The sequence below is a fragment of the Bordetella genomosp. 10 genome (genome assembly GCF_002261225.1).
Lineage (GTDB): Bacteria > Pseudomonadota > Gammaproteobacteria > Burkholderiales > Burkholderiaceae_B > Bordetella_C.
Map to the genome: position 1 here is coordinate 2,429,979 of NZ_NEVM01000005.1, position 16,976 is coordinate 2,446,954.

Genomic DNA, 16,976 nt, shown 5'->3' on the forward strand with positions numbered 1-16,976 from the left:
CTATACTCCGCGGGGAGGAGCACCCATGGAAATCAGGCAACTTCAGCAGTTCGTCACGCTGGCCGAAACCCTCAGTTTTCGCGCCGCGGCCGAACGGCTGCACATATCTCAACCTCCACTATCCGTATCGATCAGAAAACTCGAACAGGAGATCGGCGCGGAACTGTTCGAGCGGACCACGCACACGGTCAACCTGACCAAGGCCGGCAAATCGGTGCTCGATCTGGCCAGGCAGATCCTGTTCAACGCCGGCGAACTGCCCAAGCTGGCGCGCCTGGCGAACACCGGCCTGGAAGGCGAACTCAAGATCGGGTTCGTGGGCTCGGCCAAATACTCCTTGCTGCAAAGAATCCTGATCCCGTTCAAGCAATCGCATCCCGGCGTGACGTTCCGGCTTCACGAAGACAGCAATCACGGGATCCTGCATGCCTTGGAAAAGAACGACCTCAACATCGGCATCATCCGGACGCCGCTCGGCATGCCGCCCACGATCAGCTACGAAATCGCGGAATATCACGAATTCCTCGTGGCGCTGCCGACGGATCATCCATTGGCGGCCAAGGAGATCCTTACCCTGGAAGACCTGCGGCATGAGCCGATCATCAACTACACGGCCAACGCCATTCCCGGACTGCATGCGCTCGTCTCCCGCCTCTTCGAAGATGCCGGCATCACGCCGAACCTGACCCAGGAGGCCGTCCAGGTGGAGACCGTCGTCTTTCTGGTTTCCCTTGGCATGGGCATCGCGCTGGTGCCGTCCTGTGTCGAGGCGCAACCCATCGCCGGCGTCGCCTTCCGGAAACTTCCCAAAAATACGTCGGCAACCCGGCTGGGGCTGGGCCTCGCCTTCAACACCAAATACAAGACCTTGCTCGCCAGCCACTTTCTTGAGACGGCGATGGCGTGCTAGCCGCCGTCAATCGATCTTGATGTGCGCGGCCTGGATCACCGAGGCGTAGGTCTGCACGTCCTGGGCGACGAAGCGCTGGCTGTCGGCGACGGACTTCCATGCAGGCATCAGATTCAAGCCGGCGAGTTTTTCTTTGGTATCGGGCAACGCCAGCGCCGCCTTGATCTGTTCGTTCAACGTCTCGACGACGTTGGCGGGCGTCTTCTTCGGCACGAAGATGCCATTCCAGAAAGACACGTCGAAGTCCTTGAAGCCCTGCTCCCGCATGGTCGGCACGTCCGGCAGCGCGCTATCGCGCTCGGCGGTGCTCACGGCCAAGGCCTTGACCCGGCCGGACTTGATGAAGGGCATGGCCACGGACAGGGTTTCGAAACTGAAAGTCACCTGCCCGCCGATCAACGCCGTCAGATCGGCCGAGCTGCCGGAGAACGGCACGTGCACCGAATCGAACGGACGCACCTGCCGCATGATCTCGACCGCCAGGTGTGGTGACGATCCGATCCCCGCCGACCCGAAGGACGTCTTTCCGGGATGCGCCGTGATATAGGAGATCAGATCCGACGCGCTCTTGACCGGACTGTCCTTGCTTACGACCAGTACCAATGCCCCTTTGACCAACGGCGACACCAGCGTCAGGTCCCGCGTCAGGTCGTAAGGAAGGTGAGGCATCAAGGTCTGGTTGATCGAATGCCCGGTCGTACCGAGGACCAACGTATAACCGTCCGGCGCCTGGCGAGCGACATAACCCGCCCCCAGCGTGCCGCCGGCGCCCGGCTTGTTCTCGACAATGAAACTCTGCTTGGTAGCCGCCGACAACTTCTCCGCCACCAACCGCGCCGCAATATCGCTGGAACCCCCAGGGCCATAAGGAACGACAAGACGCACCGGCCCGGAAGGATAATCCGCCCCCTGCGCGGCCACGCCCACAACCATGCACGCAGCCGCCATGACGCCGCGCAGCCAAGGTTTCAATCTCATAATGTCTCCGACTATTTTTTGGTATTTGGTATAGGCGCGCGGGGTCCACTGCGTACGAAAACACGCTTGCGGTGCGCTGGATACAGTGAGTGGCACTCCCACCCCGCCATCAACGTGGACGAATCCTAGCAAGGGCGGTGTTAGCCGAGAATTACTATTTGCGAATAGTTTGATAGTTGGCGGGTATTACCAACTGGGGGAGGGGTGGGGTTACTGGCGTGAAGGTGGCTTGGCAGGCTTGCCAGATTCGCTTGGTTCGATGCTGGCCGCAGGTAGTGGCTGCGGCACCCGTGGTGCGGTATAGCCGATGGCGGTGGCGAGCCTAGATAAGCTTTGCTAAGAAGCAGTGGCGATCAGTGTCTACTTTTTGCGCGGAAGCAAAGACTCGTGGAAGACTGTTCCCGACCTGAATTAACCGGTCAGATTATCGCTCCAAAGTATTTTTCACTGACTGGTCACCACGGACATGGGGAGGTAGCGAGGACGGGTTGTAATATTCAATACACAAGGCGCAAAGCTGGGCTGCATAGCTCTGTCTGACTATGTGCCGCGAATTTAGGCTTCTTTGTATTTCCGAGAAAACTCAAAATGTCTTCCATCAAGTATCAAGTGTTCGTCAGCTCGACCTACGACGATTTAAAGGATGAGCGATCCCAAGTCATAAAGGCAATTCTTGAGATGGGCCACATTCCCGTCGGAATGGAGATGTTTAGCGCCGCCGACGAGGAACAATGGAAGATTATCGCCCGTCAGATTGATGAGACCGACTACTACGTAGTTATCGTCGGAAGTCGGTACGGCTCCGTCACTGGCGGCGTGAGTTATACGGAAAAGGAGTTCGACTATGCTGTTTCCAAAGGCATTCCGGTTCTTGGCTTTATAATTGATTCATCTGTGGACCCGCTTGCAAAGCACACTGACAAAGAAGAAGAAAAAATTGCCGCTCTGACCAAATTCAAGGCCAAGGTGAAGCAACGGCCGGTCGGATTCTGGAAAACAGCCGACGATCTCCACGGTAGGGTATCGATAGCACTGATGAAGGCATTCAATACTACGCCTCGCATTGGCTGGACTCGAGCGACGGCTATAACCGGACCAGAAGTGACGCAGGAGTTGTCCCGCCTTTCGCGAGAGAATGCGGAACTCCGTGCACAACTCGAGGCAGCGCGCAAACAAGAAGTTATCGACCGGCGAACACATCTTCAACAGCGAATTGAAACATTGCAGGCGATTCCAACGACGCTCGCGATCAGGGAGCATGGAAAATCCACATGGGACATCGAGGTCGAAACGAATCTTTTCGAGATTTTCTCTCAGCTCGCACCTGAAATGATGGTGGAAACATCTACCAATCACGCTTCCATATACTTGGCGCTGCTGAACAAACCAGATAAGGAAATGCGTACCTCGAACAATGCCCCAATTGCTGTCAATCACGTCAGGTTACTATTTGCGGATCTTGCGAGCCTAGATCTTGTTGAGCCCAGCAAAAAGAAGCATTCGGTGGCGGACACAGATACGTATTGGACCCTGACGCAAGAAGGAAGCGAAGTTCTGAAGCTGGATCGAGCGACGCGATTGGAAGCCTATGCAGCAAAGGCTGTTACTGCTGCGGAAGCTGGAGAAAAAGAGGTAGCATCGACGCAGAAGCGAGCTACCAGGGAAGTCTGAGAGTACGTTCTAACCGCTTGTTCTAGCCGGTGGCCTACGCTCTCGCCTGAACGTGAGTAGCGGCCGCCAATAGAAAGCTTCGCCAACGGCAGCCCCTCAAACAAGTCATCAGTAAGTCGACGGTAATCGCGATACAAGGAAATCAACCCGTCCAGCCCCACATAGCCCCTACGCACACAGTAGGGAGACGCGAGTTTCCATTTGACTTGGTAGTCGATCCACTCGACACCGCGTTCGGCACAGATCGTTCTAATGGCTGCTTCGACATCCTCCTGCCAAAGGTACAGGATGAACGGATCCAGCGGCGCGATGACCGTCGCCAACTTCTGTACATAGCCAGAAATCAACTCGGCATCGGCCTCCATCAAGAGCAGATGGGTCAGGTCTCCGTGGAAAAGTTGGCCGTCCAATATCGGAATCTCTGCACTTGATTGTGTGTGTTCGACGAACGCGGACCATCTTGCCAATGCGCGCTCGGCGAGATCGGCAGGGGTTGTGTCTCGCCACGGTTCGAACCAGTGTTCGAGTTCGTCCGTCGCGCGAACCGGATGGGGATCTGTCCTTTCGTGGATAGGTACTGCCCGTCGCCCTGACTGTTGAAGGTGCTTCGCAATAAACCGCATGGTCGTCGACTTGCCCGATCCCATGATGCCTTCGACGATCACCATCCGGTGCACACCGGGAAGCCCGTCACTGCAGGAATTCAACAACGCTGTCATGGCTCATTCACGGTTGCGCTTCGTGGAAAGAAAGCCGGAGGATCGCTGGGCACAACAAACGAAAAGCCCCGGACTGTCTTTATAAATCAGCGCCCGCGTTCCTTCCTGACAACAGAAGGTGAGTCACCCCGGTAACCCTGGTCAGAGCCATCGATCAGGGAGAGCGGACCGGCCTGCTAATGCGCGACCAAGACCGTCGAAAGAGAAACCGAACTTTCAGCGCGAAGTAAGAAGCGCATAGCCAACCTCGAAGCAAGACTAACGCCCTCGCGCAAACGCATCTTGATAGCATCCCTCCAGAAGAAAACCGCGCCCCGCCATACGCCCCGCTCACCGTGGTCCCAGAATCGGGCCTCAATGATCAAAGATGGTGCGTAACCGCGCCATGCCGGTTCGTCGATGCTGACAGCACGCCGAACACGCCAATGCGCACCCGGAATCCAGGATTGCCCGCACCATCTCACACACACATTGGCATGTGTTTTGCTTTCTGAAATCGAAGGGTACAGCGGCTATCCATACCGCTGTGTTTTTCGTCGCCAGCGTGCTTCATGCATGGGGATGCTGGATAAATTCAGAGGTTGTCGCATGAAAGTATCGAAACTGATCTGTGTGTCGGGCATGGTCTTCGCGGCCGCCAGCACCGCCCACGCACAGACGCTGACGGGCACACTCGCGCAGATCAAGAATGCAGGCATCGTCACGGTCGGCGTGCGCGAATCGTCGCCGCCATTCAACTATTCGATAGGTCCAGGCAAATACACCGGCTATTCGTACGAGATCGAATTGAAGATCCTCGATGCGATCAAGCAGAAGCTGAATATGCCCGACCTGAAGGTGCGCGAGCTGCCTTTCAACTCGCAGAACCGCATCGCGCTCATCAAGAACGGCACGATGAACTACGAGTGCTCCTCGACGACCAATAATCGCGAGCGCGGCCAGCAGGTCACCTTCTCCGACACGATCTTCGCCATCGGCACGCGCCTGCTCACCAGCACGAAATCGGGCATCAAGGACTTCTCCGACCTCAAGGGCAAGAATGTCGTGACGATCGCCGGCTCGACGGACGAGCGCCTCCTCACCGACTTGAACGCCAAACAGAGCATGGACATGCACATCATTTCCATGCCCGAGAATAATCAGGCTTTCCTGGCGATGCAGCAAGGCCGCGCCGTCGCCTACATGATGGACGACGCGGTCCTGTACGCCGCGCGCGCGTCCGCCGTCGATCCCGCGCAATGGGTGGTGGTCGGGACGCCGCAATCGTTCGAAGCCTATGGCTGCATGATGCAGAAGGGCGATACGCAGATGCAGCAACTGGTCAACGAGGTGATCTCCGGCATGGCGAAGTCCGGCGAGATGAACAAGCTCTACGCCAAGTGGTTCCAGCAGCCTATCCCGCCGCGCAATGTCACGCTCGACTTCCCGATGTCCGACACGGTGAAGAAGGCCTTCGAGAGTCCGAACGACACGCCCTTCCAGTAAGAGGAATCATGTCGTCAGCCGGTACGCATCCCGGGGGAGACGTACCGGCTGCATAGGCAATATTGCATCATCAAAGGGCGGCGCATGTCGTATCAATGGAATTGGTCGATATTCCTGCAACCAGCCAGCGGCAACGCGACGTATCTGGACTGGCTGCTGCAAGGCTTCCGAACCACCGTCGAAATCAGCATCATGGCCTGGATCCTGGCCTTCGTGCTCGGTTCCGTGCTGGGCGTGCTGCGCACGATGCCGTCGCGGCTGCTGCGCGGCGTCGGAACGGTCTATGTGGACGTGTTGCGCAACATACCGCTGATCGTGCAGCTTTTCATGTGGTACTACATGGTGCCCAATTTTCTGCCCGAAAGTTGGCGCAACTGGCTGTTCGGATTACAGCCGCAGACCTCGGCGATGATCACGGCCACCTTGGGCCTGGGCGTCTATACCGCCTCGCGCATTTGCGAGCAGGTACGCGCCGGCATCGAGTCGCTGCCGAGCGGGATGCGCAACGCCGCCCTGGCGATGGGCATGACGCAGTTGCAGGCCTATCGCTACGTGCTGCTGCCGGTCACCTATCGGATCCTGCTGCCGCCGCTGACAAACGAGATGACGGCGCTGGTGAAGAATTCCTCGGTCGCCGCCACCGTCGGCGTCTACGATTTGTTCGCGCGCGTGAACCAGCTCAACGATTACACCAACCGGCCATACGAGTCCTTCCTGATGGTGATGGCGTGCTATCTGCTGATCAACGCCGTGGTCATGGTCATGATGAACAGCCTTGAATACCGCCTGCGCCTGTCGGGGCCTTTCGCCGTGAAATAAGGAGTTGGCCGTGCTTGGTTTGCACTTTGACTTTCTCTCCCTCGCAACCTTCCAAGGTCTTGCGACCGGTTTGGCGGTGACCATCCGCGTAACGATCACCGCCGTGATCGCTGGCCTGTTCTTCGGCACCTTGCTGGCGCTGGCGCGTCTGGGCCGGTGGCGCCCCCTGCGGCTGCTCGCCCAGGGCTACGTCGACCTGTTCCGTGCCCTTCCCCTGACGATGGTAATGCTGGGTTTCTACCTGGTAGTCCCGCAGATGCTGCAAAGCCTTTTCCCCGGCGCGCAAGCCTGGGACATGCGCATGGCCTCGGCGCTGGTGGGCTTCTCGCTGTTCGAGGCGGCCTATTACGGCGAGATCATTCGCGCCGGCGTGCTGAGCGTGCCGCGCGGTCAATATGCGGCGGCGGCCTCGCTGGGCATGCGCCCATGGAAGATCGTGACGAAGATCGTGCTGCCCCAGGCCTTTCGCAAGATGATTCCGCTGCTGCTCACGCAGCTCATCGTCCTGTTCCAGGATTCTTCGTTGGTTTTCGTGATCGCGTTGTCCGATTTCTTCACGACGGCCGAGACCATAGGCGAACGCGACGGCCGTGTCGCCGAGATGATGGTCATCGCCGGTCTTTTCTATTTTGTCGTCTGCTTCGGTACGTCGCGCATTGTGCATTACCTGGCCCGGAGAAATACCGCATGATCAATATGTACCGTGTTTCCAAGTGGTATGGAAACTTCCAGGTCCTGACCGATTGCTCCACCACCATCGCCAAAGGCGACATCGTGGTCGTCTGCGGGCCATCGGGCTCCGGCAAGTCCACGCTCATCAAGACCGTCAACGGCCTGGAACCGGTGCAGGCGGCAAAATCACAGTGGACGGCGTATCGGTAACCGACCTCAAGGCCGACCTGCCCAAGCTGCGCGCCCGCGTGGGCATGGTGTTCCAGAACTTCGAGCTGTTCCCGCACCTGACGGTACGCAAGAACCTGACGCTGGCGCAGAAAACCGTGCTGGGCCGCGGGACCGAAGAGGCCAACAGCAAAGGCATGGCGAGCCTGGAGCGCGTCGGCCTGCTGGCGCATATCGATAAATACCCCGGCCAGCTTTCCGGCGGCCAGCAGCAGCGCGTGGCGATCGCCCGCTCCCTGGTCATGGATCCCGTCTGCATGCTGTTCGACGAGCCGACTTCGGCGCTCGATCCCGAAATGGTCAACGAAGTGCTCGACGTCATGGTCGAACTGGCGCAGGAAGGCATGACCATGATGTGCGTCACCCACGAAATGGGCTTCGCCCGCAAGGTGGCCGACCGGATTATTTTCATGGACCGCGGGGAAATCGTCGAAGACTGCGGCAAGGATGCTTTCTTCGGCGACCTGGACGCCCGCAGCGAACGAGCCCGGCAGTTCCTGTCGAAGATCCTGCCGCATTGATTCTGCAGGGGCAAACCCCACGACCGTGGCGCCGCGCGGCCTCCCTTGCCTCGCACCCCCTTCGATCGACGCACCCTTACGGGGATGTATCGGCGCATGATTCTGGTGCAACCTTGGATCGATGGGCGCGAGTCTTCAACTACGGCTGAAGACTCGCGCAAGTTGGCTTGAATCTTGCTTAGACTAGGCGTGAATCTGCGCCGGTTGAGATATTTCGTGAAATGCGTGGACCTCGGCAGCCTGAACCAGGCAGCCGAGGTGCTGCATGTCGCGCAGCCCGCGCTGAGCCAGCAGTTGTCCATCCTGGAGGGTGAGCTCAAGCAGCCCTTGCTGATAAGGAGCAAGAAAGGCGTCGTTCCTACGGAAGCTGGCAAGGTCTTGTACCGGCACGCGCAGACTATTCTGCGGCAGAGCCGGCTCGCCTATGAAGACGTGCAGAATTCCGGCGCGCACCTGACCGGCTCCGTCACGATAGGCATGGCCCAGTTCTCGATGGCGACTCGCCTGGCCGTTCCCTTGATCGGCAGGGTGCGGGCCCGGCATCCCGGCATCCTGCTCTATGTGAACGAGAATTCCAGCATTCCCATGAGCGAGATGATCCTGAGCGGCCGAGCCGATCTGGCGCTCATTGGCACCAGCCTTTATGGCGCGAAGCCACCACACGGCTTGTCTTTTCTGCCCTTGATCGACGAACCCCTGTACCTGGTAGCAGACAGGACCGAGCATGCCTGCGCGGCTTCGGACATCGCGGCTCTCGCCGATGTCGGGCTGGCCCTGCCGGCCGAGAACCATTTCCTGAGAAGGCTGGTGGACGACTCTTTCTCAAGGCAGGGGCTAAAGCCGTGCGTGGTCACCGAAGTCACCTCTATGGCCACGCTTGCCGAACTGGTGCGACTGCACTTTGCGGCGTCGATCCTGCCGGAATCCGTCGCGCGGGATGTCGCCCAGGGCCATGAACGGCTCGATATTTTCCCCATCGCCGAACCCGTCGGACGGGCCCGGCTGGCCTTGTGCCAATCGGAACTTCAGCCGCTGACCCGCGCGGCGGAGTTCGTGAAAACCACGCTGATCGAATTGGCTCAGGGATAACACCACTATAAGAGCGAATTATCATGTTAGAGGCGATGTGTCTTGGCGCAGTTTTTGACGGGTTCCTAAACTGCCATGCATGACGAAAGACGCCTCTTCCTCCGATGTTTCTCCGAAAGACACGCCTGTCCGTACTGAACCTGACAGTGCCCGGCCCTTCGACGAGCTGACCATCGAACGCCTGGCGGAAGTGATGTCGCGCACGGACCTCTCCGAACTGCGCATCACCCTGGGCGCTCATAGCGTATACCTGGCCAGGCCCCCCGCCGGGCCACTTCAGGTCGACACGCACGATCTGCCCGCGACGTCTCCAGCCCGGCATGAAGCTTCCCGCGCGCCAGCGCGCGACAACGGCACCGACCCGCAGTCGGCCGTGCGTGCGACGCTGTACGGCATCGTCTACCTGACGCCCGCGCCAGAGCAGGCGCCATTCGTCCAGGTGGGCAGCGTCGTACGCCAAGGGCAACCTCTGCTGCTGCTGGAAGCGATGAAGATGTTCTATGAAGTCCAGGCGCCGCGAGACGGCGTGATCACCGCCATCCGTGTCGAGGCGGGGCAGGAAGTCCAGGTCGACGACGTTCTGATGGAAATTGGCGACCATGTTTGACCGTGTCCTGATCGCCAACCGCGGGGAAGTGGTGGTGCGCATCCAGCGGGCCTGCCGATCGCTGGGCCTGCGCACCCTGGTCGTCCATTCCCAGGCAGACGCCGGCTACGACTACGTGCGGCAAGCCGACGCCGCCGTGTGCATCGGCCCGCCTGCTTCCCGGTTCAGCTACCTCGACGGCGCCGCTATTCTGTTGGCAGCCGAAACACTCGGCGCGCAGGCGGTGCACCCCGGCTACGGCTTTCTGGCCGAGAACGCGGATTTCGCCCGAGACGTCGCGCAGGCGGGCATGGTTTTCGTCGGCCCCAACGAGCAATGCATCGCGCGCATGGGCGACAAAATCGCCGCCAAGCAGGCCATGCGAGCGGCTGGCGTCCCCTGTGTGCCAGGCTCCGACGGGGCCCTGAAGCCCGACGATCCCCGGGTGGCCGAAATCGCCCGGGACATCGGCTATCCGGTTCTGGTCAAGGCCGCGGGCGGCGGCGGCGGCCGCGGCATGCGGGTCGTTTATGAGCCCTCGGACTTGCGCCCGTCGATCCGCACCACGCGGGAAGAGGCCTTCCAGGCTTTTGGCAACGCCGAGGTCTACCTGGAAAAATACCTGGCCCGGCCGCGCCACGTCGAAATCCAGATCCTGTGCGACCGCCACGGCAACGGAGTCTGGCTGGGCAGCCGAGATTGTTCCATGCAGCGCCGGCACCAGAAGGTCGTCGAGGAAGCGCCCGCTCCTGGCATCGCCGCGGACCAACTGGCGCGGATCGGATCGGCCTGCCTGAAGGCCTGCCGGGAAATCGGTTACGAAGGCGCCGGCACCTTCGAGTTCATGGTCGAGGACGGCGAGTTCTACTTCATCGAAATGAATACCCGACTGCAAGTCGAACACGGCATCACGGAATTGATCTACGGCGTCGACATCGTTCAATGGCAATTGCGCATCGCCCGCGGCGAACCTCTGACTTTGCGCCAGGACGCGCTGGTCTGTTCAGGCCACGCCGTCGAATGCCGCATCAACGCGGAAAATCCCGCGACGTTCGCGCCGACGCCCGGCAGCATCGCGCACTGGTCCCTGCCCGCATCGGGTCCGGATTGCCGGATCGACACGCATCTGAAGCAAGGCGATGCAATTTCGCCTTATTACGACTCCATGATTGCCAAGATCATGTGCCACGGCGCTACGCGGGCGCAGGCCATGACCGCCATGGCTCGAGCCGTGGACGACATGCGGGTGTCGGGCGTGTCGACCACCCTGCCGCTGCATGCGAGCATCCTGCGCGACCCCGCTTTTCTGGAAGCGCCCCAGGATGTGCATTACCTGGAGGCCAACCTGCCGCGCTTGATGGCCGGGGAGGCGCGGGCATGAACACCGTCGACTCCCTGCCGCGTGTCACGCCGTTAGGCACCACGGCCCTGCTGTTCGAGGTTCCGGGCACGCTGGAGGACGCCAAGCAGCAGCGCGTCTGGGCCTTGGCGGAACAGGCGCGCCAATGGCCCCAAGTGCGCGAGGCCATCCCCTGCCTGAACAATCTCATGCTGGTGTATCGCGAACCGCCCCGCCAGTTGGAGCCGATCGAACAGGCGCTGCTGGAACTCTGGGAACGCTGCGAGCCGTTGCGGGTCGACGGCAGGCTCTACGACATTCCTGTGCGCTACGGCGGCGCGCACGGTCCGGGGCTGGCGCACGTAGCCAGCCATACGGGACTGACGCCGATGGACGTGGTGCGCGTCCACAGCGAGCAAACCTATACCGTATACGGACTGGGCAGCCATCCTGGACATTGCTACCTGGCGGGGCTGGACCCGCGCCTGGCCACGCCGCGCCGCCAGGTTCCCCTGTTGGACAATCCGGGCGGCTCGGTCTCGATCGGTGGCTCGCAAACGAGCTTCTCGGTCTCCAACGGCCCTACCGGCTGGTGGGCCATCGGCCGCACCGGCGAGCGCTTCTTCGACCCCTCCCGTTTTCCGCCCGCGCTCATGCAGCCGGGCGACCGCGTGCGCTTCCACGTTCTGGAGGTGGCCGAATGATCGAAGTCCTTTCTTCCATGCCCCTGTGCGCCGTGCAGGACATCGGCCGTTTCGGCTGCATGCGGTATGGGGTGAGCATGTCCGGCGCCATGGACGATCTGGCCGTCGAACTAGGCAACCTGATGCTGGGCAACCCGGCCGAGGCCGCGGCGGTGGAAGTGCCGCTGTTCCCGTTCGTCGTCCGCTTCCTCGCCGACTGCCGTTTTGCCGTGACCGGCGCCGAATCCCCCATCCGTCTCGATGACGAACCCGTCGCGCCCTGGTGGGTGATGCGGGCGCGCGCCGGCCAGACGCTGACGGTCGACCACCCCCGCCACGGCGCGCGCGCGTATCTGGTCGTCGGCGGCGGCATCGCCGTGCCCGAAGTGCTGGGATCGCGCAGCACACAGATCCGCGGCGCCTTCGGCGGTCTCGAAGGCCGGCCGCTGAAGCAGGCCGACCGGCTCCCCCTCACCGAGCAAGCGGCATCGGACGACGTGGACGATTTCGGCCTGGAGCCTCCTGCCCGGCGGCTGGCGTTGACGCGCGACGGCGTACCGCTGCTGCGGGTGCTGCCCGCGTCGGAATATCAGGAATTCCGGCCCGAATGCCGCGATGCGTTCTGGACGGCCGCCTGGAGGATCACTCCCCAAAGCAATCGCTACGGATACCGGTTGTCCGGGCCGTCCATCCTCGCCCACGCACCGCTGGAAATGCGCTCGCACGGCATCGTACCAGGCGTGATCCAGGTGCCGCACGGAGGGCAGCCCATCGTACAAATGCGCGACGCCCAGCCGACCGGCGGATATGCGAAATTCGGCGCCATCATCGAAGCCGACCTCTGGCGGCTGGGGCAATGCCCGATCGGCAGCTCCGTCGCGTTCCAGCAAGTCTCCTACGGCGAAGCCATCGCAGCGCGCGACGAGGTGGTCGACTACCGCCGGCACGCGGCCCGGTTGATCGAACTACATCGGCGTCAGGCCGCCCGAACGCCACTGCCGCGCCCTGTACGACAGGAGCGCGACGCATGAACCTCGACCGCATCGAAAGGCTGGCCGGCTTGCTGGCCCGCCATGGGCTGAGCGAATTGGCGTGCCGCGACAGCGACGACGAGATCGTGCTCAAGCGCGATGTTCGCTCACGCGTCCCGCGGGCCCTCCGCGCCGACCGCATCGCCGTCCTGTCTCCGTGGGTAGGGAAGCTGTCGTGGCGCAACCCTAACCGCCTGGATGAATCCGCGCGGGAAGATGAATCGCTGCCCGCGGGGCGGGCCGTCGCGTGGATCGTCGCCGGCCCGCTGATCCGGCCGGTCCGCATCGCCACGGACAGCCGCCTCGCCAGGCGTGAATTGGCGGAAGGGGCAGTCGTAGGCTACGGCGACACGATCGCCTTCATTGAACCGTTGGAACAAAGGACTGACACATGGATTTCGACCTGAACGCGGACCTTGGCGAAGGCTACGGTCCCTGGAAGATGGGCGAGGATGAAGCCCTGATGGAGATCATCTCGTCAGCCAACGTGGCGTGTGGTTTTCACGCCGGCGATCCCGTCATCATGCAGCGCACCATCCTCGAAGCCAAGCGGCGCGGCATCGACCACGGCGCGCACGTCGGCTTTCCCGACTTGTTGGGATTCGGACGGCGCCGCATGATCATCGACCCGAAGGAGCTGTCCGCCTATGTAGTGTACCAACTGGCCGCGCTGGCCGGCATGGCCGAAATGCTTGGCCATCCCATCACGCTGATGAGCTTTCACGGCGCGCTGGGCAACATGATCGCAGCCGACGAAGAGCTGGCCGTGCCGCTGGTCGCGGCCGTGGCCGCCTTCGACCGCTCCCTGATCCTGCGGTCCTCTATGAGCCCATCCATCCGCAAGGCTGCGGACAAAGCCGGCGGCATGCGCGTCGAAACCGTCTTTCACGCCGACCGCGCCTACGACGAGAACGGTCTGCTGGTCAACCGCAAGCTGCCCGGAGCGGTGATCAAGGACCAGGCCATGGCGCTGGACCGCGTGAAGCAGTTCCTGGACGACGGCACCGCCACCACCATCGAAGGCAAGAAGATACGCATCTCGGCGCGCTCCATCCTCGTGCACGGCGACACCGCCGGCGCGGTCGAGATGGCCGGTAAAGTGCGGGCGCTGATCGAGGAAGGCGGCCATCGCGTGACGCCGATCTCCCGGATCGCAGCCTGACGTCAGAACCAGGCCATTCATGACGATCTCTTTCAACCTAGCGGCTGTCCTGACGCCAGGAAACCTGGAAATCCTGGCGCACGGCATCGAAGTCACACTTGCCGTATCGGCGGCGTCCTGGACAGCGGGCATGATGCTCTCCATGGTGCTGCTCGCGGCCAGACTATCCAAGAATCGTCTGCTCCTGTTCCTGGCGCACGCCTTCATTTCGTATCACCGCAACGTACCGGTGCTAGTGCAACTGATGTTCTGGTACTTCGGCATCTCCACCCTGCTGCCGACCGGCCTGCGCCAGAGCCTGCAGGAGATCGGCAGCGAGTTTATCTTCAGCGCCATCGCGCTCTCCCTCTACATTTCCGCCTATTTCTGCGAGGACCTGCGCAGCGGCCTGAGAGCTATCCTCCCCGGCCAGCATGAGGCGGCCCGCGCCCTCGGATTCAACTTCGTCAGGTCCATGGCCTACATCATCATGCCGCAATGCGTGCGCAACGCGTTCCCCGCCTTGATGAACAACACCATCGTGCTGTTCAAGGCGAGCAGCCTGGGCATGGCCGTGGGGCTGGCCGAGCTGACCTACGTGGCACGCGAAATCGAGAACGCCACGTTCCGTACCTTCGAGATCTACGCGGTTGCCACGGCCATCTATGTGGTCTTCTGTCTGCTGCTGATGCTCGCCGGCGATCTGGTCTCCCGCCGCTACCGCAAGGAACAGGCGCGATGAGCTTCATCACGGATTTCTACTCGATACTGCGCGAATACGGCCTGCTGCTGCTGATCGGACAGTACCCGTACGGCCCCCTCGGCGGCCTCGTCAATACCCTCATTCTGTCGACCATCGCCATGGCCTTCGCCATACCGGTCGGCCTGCTGCTGGCCATCGCCCGGCTTTCCCCCTGGGCATGGGTGCGGCGGCCGGCCACGGTCTGGATCTACCTCCTGCGCAGCATCCCCCTGCTGCTGATCGTGTTCTGGACGTACTTCCTCGTTCCGGCCCTTCTCGGCTTCAGCATCAGCGGCTTCTCGGTCATGGCCTGCACGCTGGTCCTTTACCAGAGCACCTATCTCTGCGAGATCATCCGCGGCGGCATTCTCGCCCTGCATCCTAGCCAGGGCGAGGCAGCCCGCTCGCTGGGGCTGGGGTACTGGCGGACGCTGATCTGGGTGACGCTGCCGCAAGCGCTCTTCAACACCCTTCCCAGCCTCATCAGCCAATTCATCTACATCCTCAAGGAAACCACGCTGGGGCACGTCATCAACGTCGAAGAAATGACGTCCGCCGCGAGCCAGATCAACAACACGATCCTGACCCGGCCCTTCCACGTTTTCTTCATTCTCGCCATCAGCTACTACTTCATCAGCGTCGGGCTGAGCCAGATGGTCGCGTGGATAGAACGGCGGATCGTGCGCAAGCGGCAGGGCATGCAAGGGGTTACCGATGTATCCGCTAATTGAATTTTTCAACGTCAACAAATGGTACGGCGCGCACCACGCGCTCACCGACGTGTCCGGCCACATACATAAAGGTCAGGTCGTGGTGGTCTGCGGCCCTTCCGGATCCGGAAAATCGACCCTGATACGCACGGTAAACCGCTTGGAAGATATCCAGGGCGGCCAGATCCTGATCGACAGGCACGATATCCACGGCTCCGACGCGCGCCTGAACCTGCTGCGCAGCCGGGTCGGGTTCGTCTTCCAAAGCTTCAACCTGTTTCCGCACTTGTCCGTGCTCGACAACATCGTGCTGGCGCCGACCAAGATACTCGGCCTGAAGAAAAAGGAAGCCGTCGAACAGGCCATGCGCCTGCTCGATCGCGTCGGCCTGACCCATAAAGCCAAGGCCTATCCGGCGCAGCTTTCCGGCGGCCAGCAACAGCGTGTGGCGATCGCCCGCGCCCTGGCCATGACGCCGCCCATCATGCTGTTCGACGAGCCCACCAGCGCGCTGGACCCGGAGATGGTCGGCGAGGTGCTGTCCGTCATGCGCGACCTGGCCAAGGAAGGCATGACCATGATGTGCGTTACCCACGAAATGGGCTTCGCCCGGGAAGTGGCCGACGCCATTTGGTTCATGGACGAAGGCAAGATCCTCGAGGTTTCCACGCCCGAGCGGTTCTTCCAACGTCCCGCCCACGCCCGCGCGCAAAAGTTCATTTCCGAACTGCGTCGCTGATTGCAGCCGCTGCCCCCCGCGCACAAGCGCTTCACCCACTCTCCGGAACCTGCCATGCGATCCACCTTCTTTCTCGCTCCCCTCGCCGTGGCGCTCGCCCTGGCAGCCCCCGTTTCGGCCCACGCCGACCAGCTTCAGGAAATTCTCGGCCGCGGCAAGCTCATCTGCGGCGTGCAGAACAACACGCCGCCGTTCTCGTTTCCCGACCCGGCCACCCGCGCGCAAGTCGGCCACGACGTCGACCTGTGCAACAAGCTCGGCGAAGCCCTGAAGGTCGGCGTCGAGCTCAAGCCGCTGTCCACCGAGGCGCGCGTGCCGTCCATCACGATGGGGCACGTCGACGTCGCCATCGCCAACCTGGCCTACACCAAGGCCCGCGGCGAGCAGATCCAATTCAGCGACCCGTACTACATCGCCAAGGAAATGCTGGTCGTGCACGCCGCCGATGCCGGCAAGAGCAAGGCCGATTTCGTCGGCAAGCGTATCGCCTCCAGTAAAGGCTCCACCGGCGAGGTGGCGATCCGCCTGACTGGCAGCACGCCCGTCACGTACCAGGACATCAGCGGCGCCTACCTGGCCCTCGTCCAGAACAACACTACCGCGTTCGTCACGAACGGAATGACGGCGCGCAAGCTCATACTGAAAGCGAAGGAAACCGGGGAAAGCCTAGCCCTCATCAAGGAACCCATCGCGCTCGAACCCATCGGGATCGGCATGAAGAAGAACGAGCCGGCGCTGCTGGCCAAGGTCAATTCCCTACTGCAGGACTGGGAGCGGGCTGGCGTGCTGGACGCGCTCTGGACCAAGTGGATCAGCAGCTCGGCCGACTATGACCACATGCCGCGCGAAGACAAGGTGGTTCCGCTCACCAGCATCAAGTTCGAGCCGCTGCCCTGATCGACCGAAACCTCCA

18 protein-coding genes and 1 pseudogene are annotated in these 16,976 nt (G+C 61.5%); 17 read left to right on the plus strand and 2 right to left on the minus strand.

Annotated elements, in window-relative coordinates:
* The first annotated feature begins 25 nt into the window (after positions 1–25).
* On the plus strand, positions 26–910 hold the full coding sequence (locus CAL29_RS27010; protein ID WP_094855978.1) for a LysR substrate-binding domain-containing protein: 885 nt from the start codon (positions 26–28) through the stop codon (positions 908–910).
* A 6-nt stretch (positions 911–916) separates the two neighbouring features.
* Here CAL29_RS27010 and CAL29_RS27015 read toward each other — a convergent pair whose 3' ends face one another.
* Complete coding sequence (locus tag CAL29_RS27015; protein ID WP_094855979.1) at positions 917–1,888, minus strand: Bug family tripartite tricarboxylate transporter substrate binding protein; 972 nt, start codon at positions 1,886–1,888, stop codon at positions 917–919.
* Positions 1,889–2,476: 588 nt separating this feature from the next.
* Between CAL29_RS27015 and CAL29_RS27020 the strand changes: the two genes are divergently transcribed.
* Positions 2,477–3,559, plus strand: a complete 1,083-nt coding sequence (locus CAL29_RS27020; protein WP_094855980.1) for a DUF4062 domain-containing protein — start codon at positions 2,477–2,479, stop codon at positions 3,557–3,559.
* On the opposite strand, the gene CAL29_RS27025 is transcribed toward CAL29_RS27020, so the two are convergent.
* Positions 3,475–4,278, minus strand: coding sequence for a hypothetical protein (locus CAL29_RS27025; protein ID WP_256977766.1), 804 nt, complete (start codon positions 4,276–4,278; stop codon positions 3,475–3,477). The genes CAL29_RS27020 and CAL29_RS27025 overlap by 85 nt on opposite strands.
* 588 nt (positions 4,279–4,866) lie before the next feature.
* Here CAL29_RS27025 and CAL29_RS27030 point away from each other — a divergent pair.
* The 15 genes and pseudogenes from CAL29_RS27030 to CAL29_RS27100 all read left to right on the plus strand — a co-directional run bounded on the left by CAL29_RS27030 (position 4,867) and on the right by CAL29_RS27100 (position 16,960).
* Complete coding sequence (locus CAL29_RS27030) at positions 4,867–5,763, plus strand: transporter substrate-binding domain-containing protein (RefSeq protein ID WP_094855981.1); 897 nt, start codon at positions 4,867–4,869, stop codon at positions 5,761–5,763.
* Between the two features lie 84 nt (positions 5,764–5,847).
* Positions 5,848–6,582 carry an amino acid ABC transporter permease gene (locus tag CAL29_RS27035; RefSeq protein ID WP_094855982.1) on the plus strand — a complete coding sequence of 245 codons (735 nt, stop codon included), beginning with the start codon at positions 5,848–5,850 and terminating at the stop codon, positions 6,580–6,582.
* A 10-nt stretch (positions 6,583–6,592) separates the two neighbouring features.
* Positions 6,593–7,273 (plus strand): ABC transporter permease subunit, encoded by a 681-nt coding sequence (locus CAL29_RS27040; protein WP_179284202.1) that lies wholly within the window; start codon positions 6,593–6,595, stop codon positions 7,271–7,273.
* Positions 7,270–8,003: pseudogene (locus CAL29_RS27045) on the plus strand (amino acid ABC transporter ATP-binding protein). Before CAL29_RS27040 ends, CAL29_RS27045 begins: the two are co-directional and overlap by 4 nt.
* 189 nt (positions 8,004–8,192) lie before the next feature.
* A complete protein-coding gene (gene nac / locus CAL29_RS27050) occupies positions 8,193–9,092 on the plus strand; it encodes a nitrogen assimilation transcriptional regulator NAC (RefSeq protein ID WP_094855984.1) in 900 nt (299 codons plus the stop codon).
* Positions 9,093–9,171: 79 nt separating this feature from the next.
* Entirely contained in the window at positions 9,172–9,699 is a 528-nt protein-coding gene (locus CAL29_RS27055; RefSeq protein WP_094855985.1) for an acetyl-CoA carboxylase biotin carboxyl carrier protein, read from the plus strand.
* On the plus strand, positions 9,692–11,059 hold the full coding sequence (locus CAL29_RS27060) for an acetyl-CoA carboxylase biotin carboxylase subunit (RefSeq protein WP_094855986.1): 1,368 nt from the start codon (positions 9,692–9,694) through the stop codon (positions 11,057–11,059). The genes CAL29_RS27055 and CAL29_RS27060 overlap by 8 nt, the downstream gene beginning before the upstream one ends.
* Entirely contained in the window at positions 11,056–11,721 is a 666-nt protein-coding gene (pxpB, locus tag CAL29_RS27065; protein ID WP_094855987.1) for a 5-oxoprolinase subunit PxpB, read from the plus strand. The genes CAL29_RS27060 and pxpB overlap by 4 nt, the downstream gene beginning before the upstream one ends.
* Positions 11,718–12,731, plus strand: coding sequence for a 5-oxoprolinase subunit C family protein (locus CAL29_RS27070; RefSeq protein ID WP_094855988.1), 1,014 nt, complete (start codon positions 11,718–11,720; stop codon positions 12,729–12,731). Before pxpB ends, CAL29_RS27070 begins: the two co-directional genes overlap by 4 nt.
* On the plus strand, positions 12,728–13,138 hold the full coding sequence (locus tag CAL29_RS27075) for a hypothetical protein (protein ID WP_094855989.1): 411 nt from the start codon (positions 12,728–12,730) through the stop codon (positions 13,136–13,138). Before CAL29_RS27070 ends, CAL29_RS27075 begins: the two co-directional genes overlap by 4 nt.
* Positions 13,123–13,893 carry a LamB/YcsF family protein gene (locus tag CAL29_RS27080; RefSeq protein ID WP_094855990.1) on the plus strand — a complete coding sequence of 257 codons (771 nt, stop codon included), beginning with the start codon at positions 13,123–13,125 and terminating at the stop codon, positions 13,891–13,893. Before CAL29_RS27075 ends, CAL29_RS27080 begins: the two co-directional genes overlap by 16 nt.
* Before the next feature lie 19 nt (positions 13,894–13,912).
* Positions 13,913–14,614, plus strand: a complete 702-nt coding sequence (locus CAL29_RS27085; protein ID WP_094855991.1) for an amino acid ABC transporter permease — start codon at positions 13,913–13,915, stop codon at positions 14,612–14,614.
* Entirely contained in the window at positions 14,611–15,345 is a 735-nt protein-coding gene (locus CAL29_RS27090) for an amino acid ABC transporter permease (RefSeq protein ID WP_218831903.1), read from the plus strand. Before CAL29_RS27085 ends, CAL29_RS27090 begins: the two co-directional genes overlap by 4 nt.
* Positions 15,329–16,063, plus strand: coding sequence for an amino acid ABC transporter ATP-binding protein (locus tag CAL29_RS27095; protein ID WP_094855992.1), 735 nt, complete (start codon positions 15,329–15,331; stop codon positions 16,061–16,063). Before CAL29_RS27090 ends, CAL29_RS27095 begins: the two co-directional genes overlap by 17 nt.
* Positions 16,064–16,117: 54 nt before the next feature.
* Entirely contained in the window at positions 16,118–16,960 is an 843-nt protein-coding gene (locus tag CAL29_RS27100; protein ID WP_094855993.1) for a transporter substrate-binding domain-containing protein, read from the plus strand.
* Positions 16,961–16,976 lie beyond the last annotated feature (16 nt).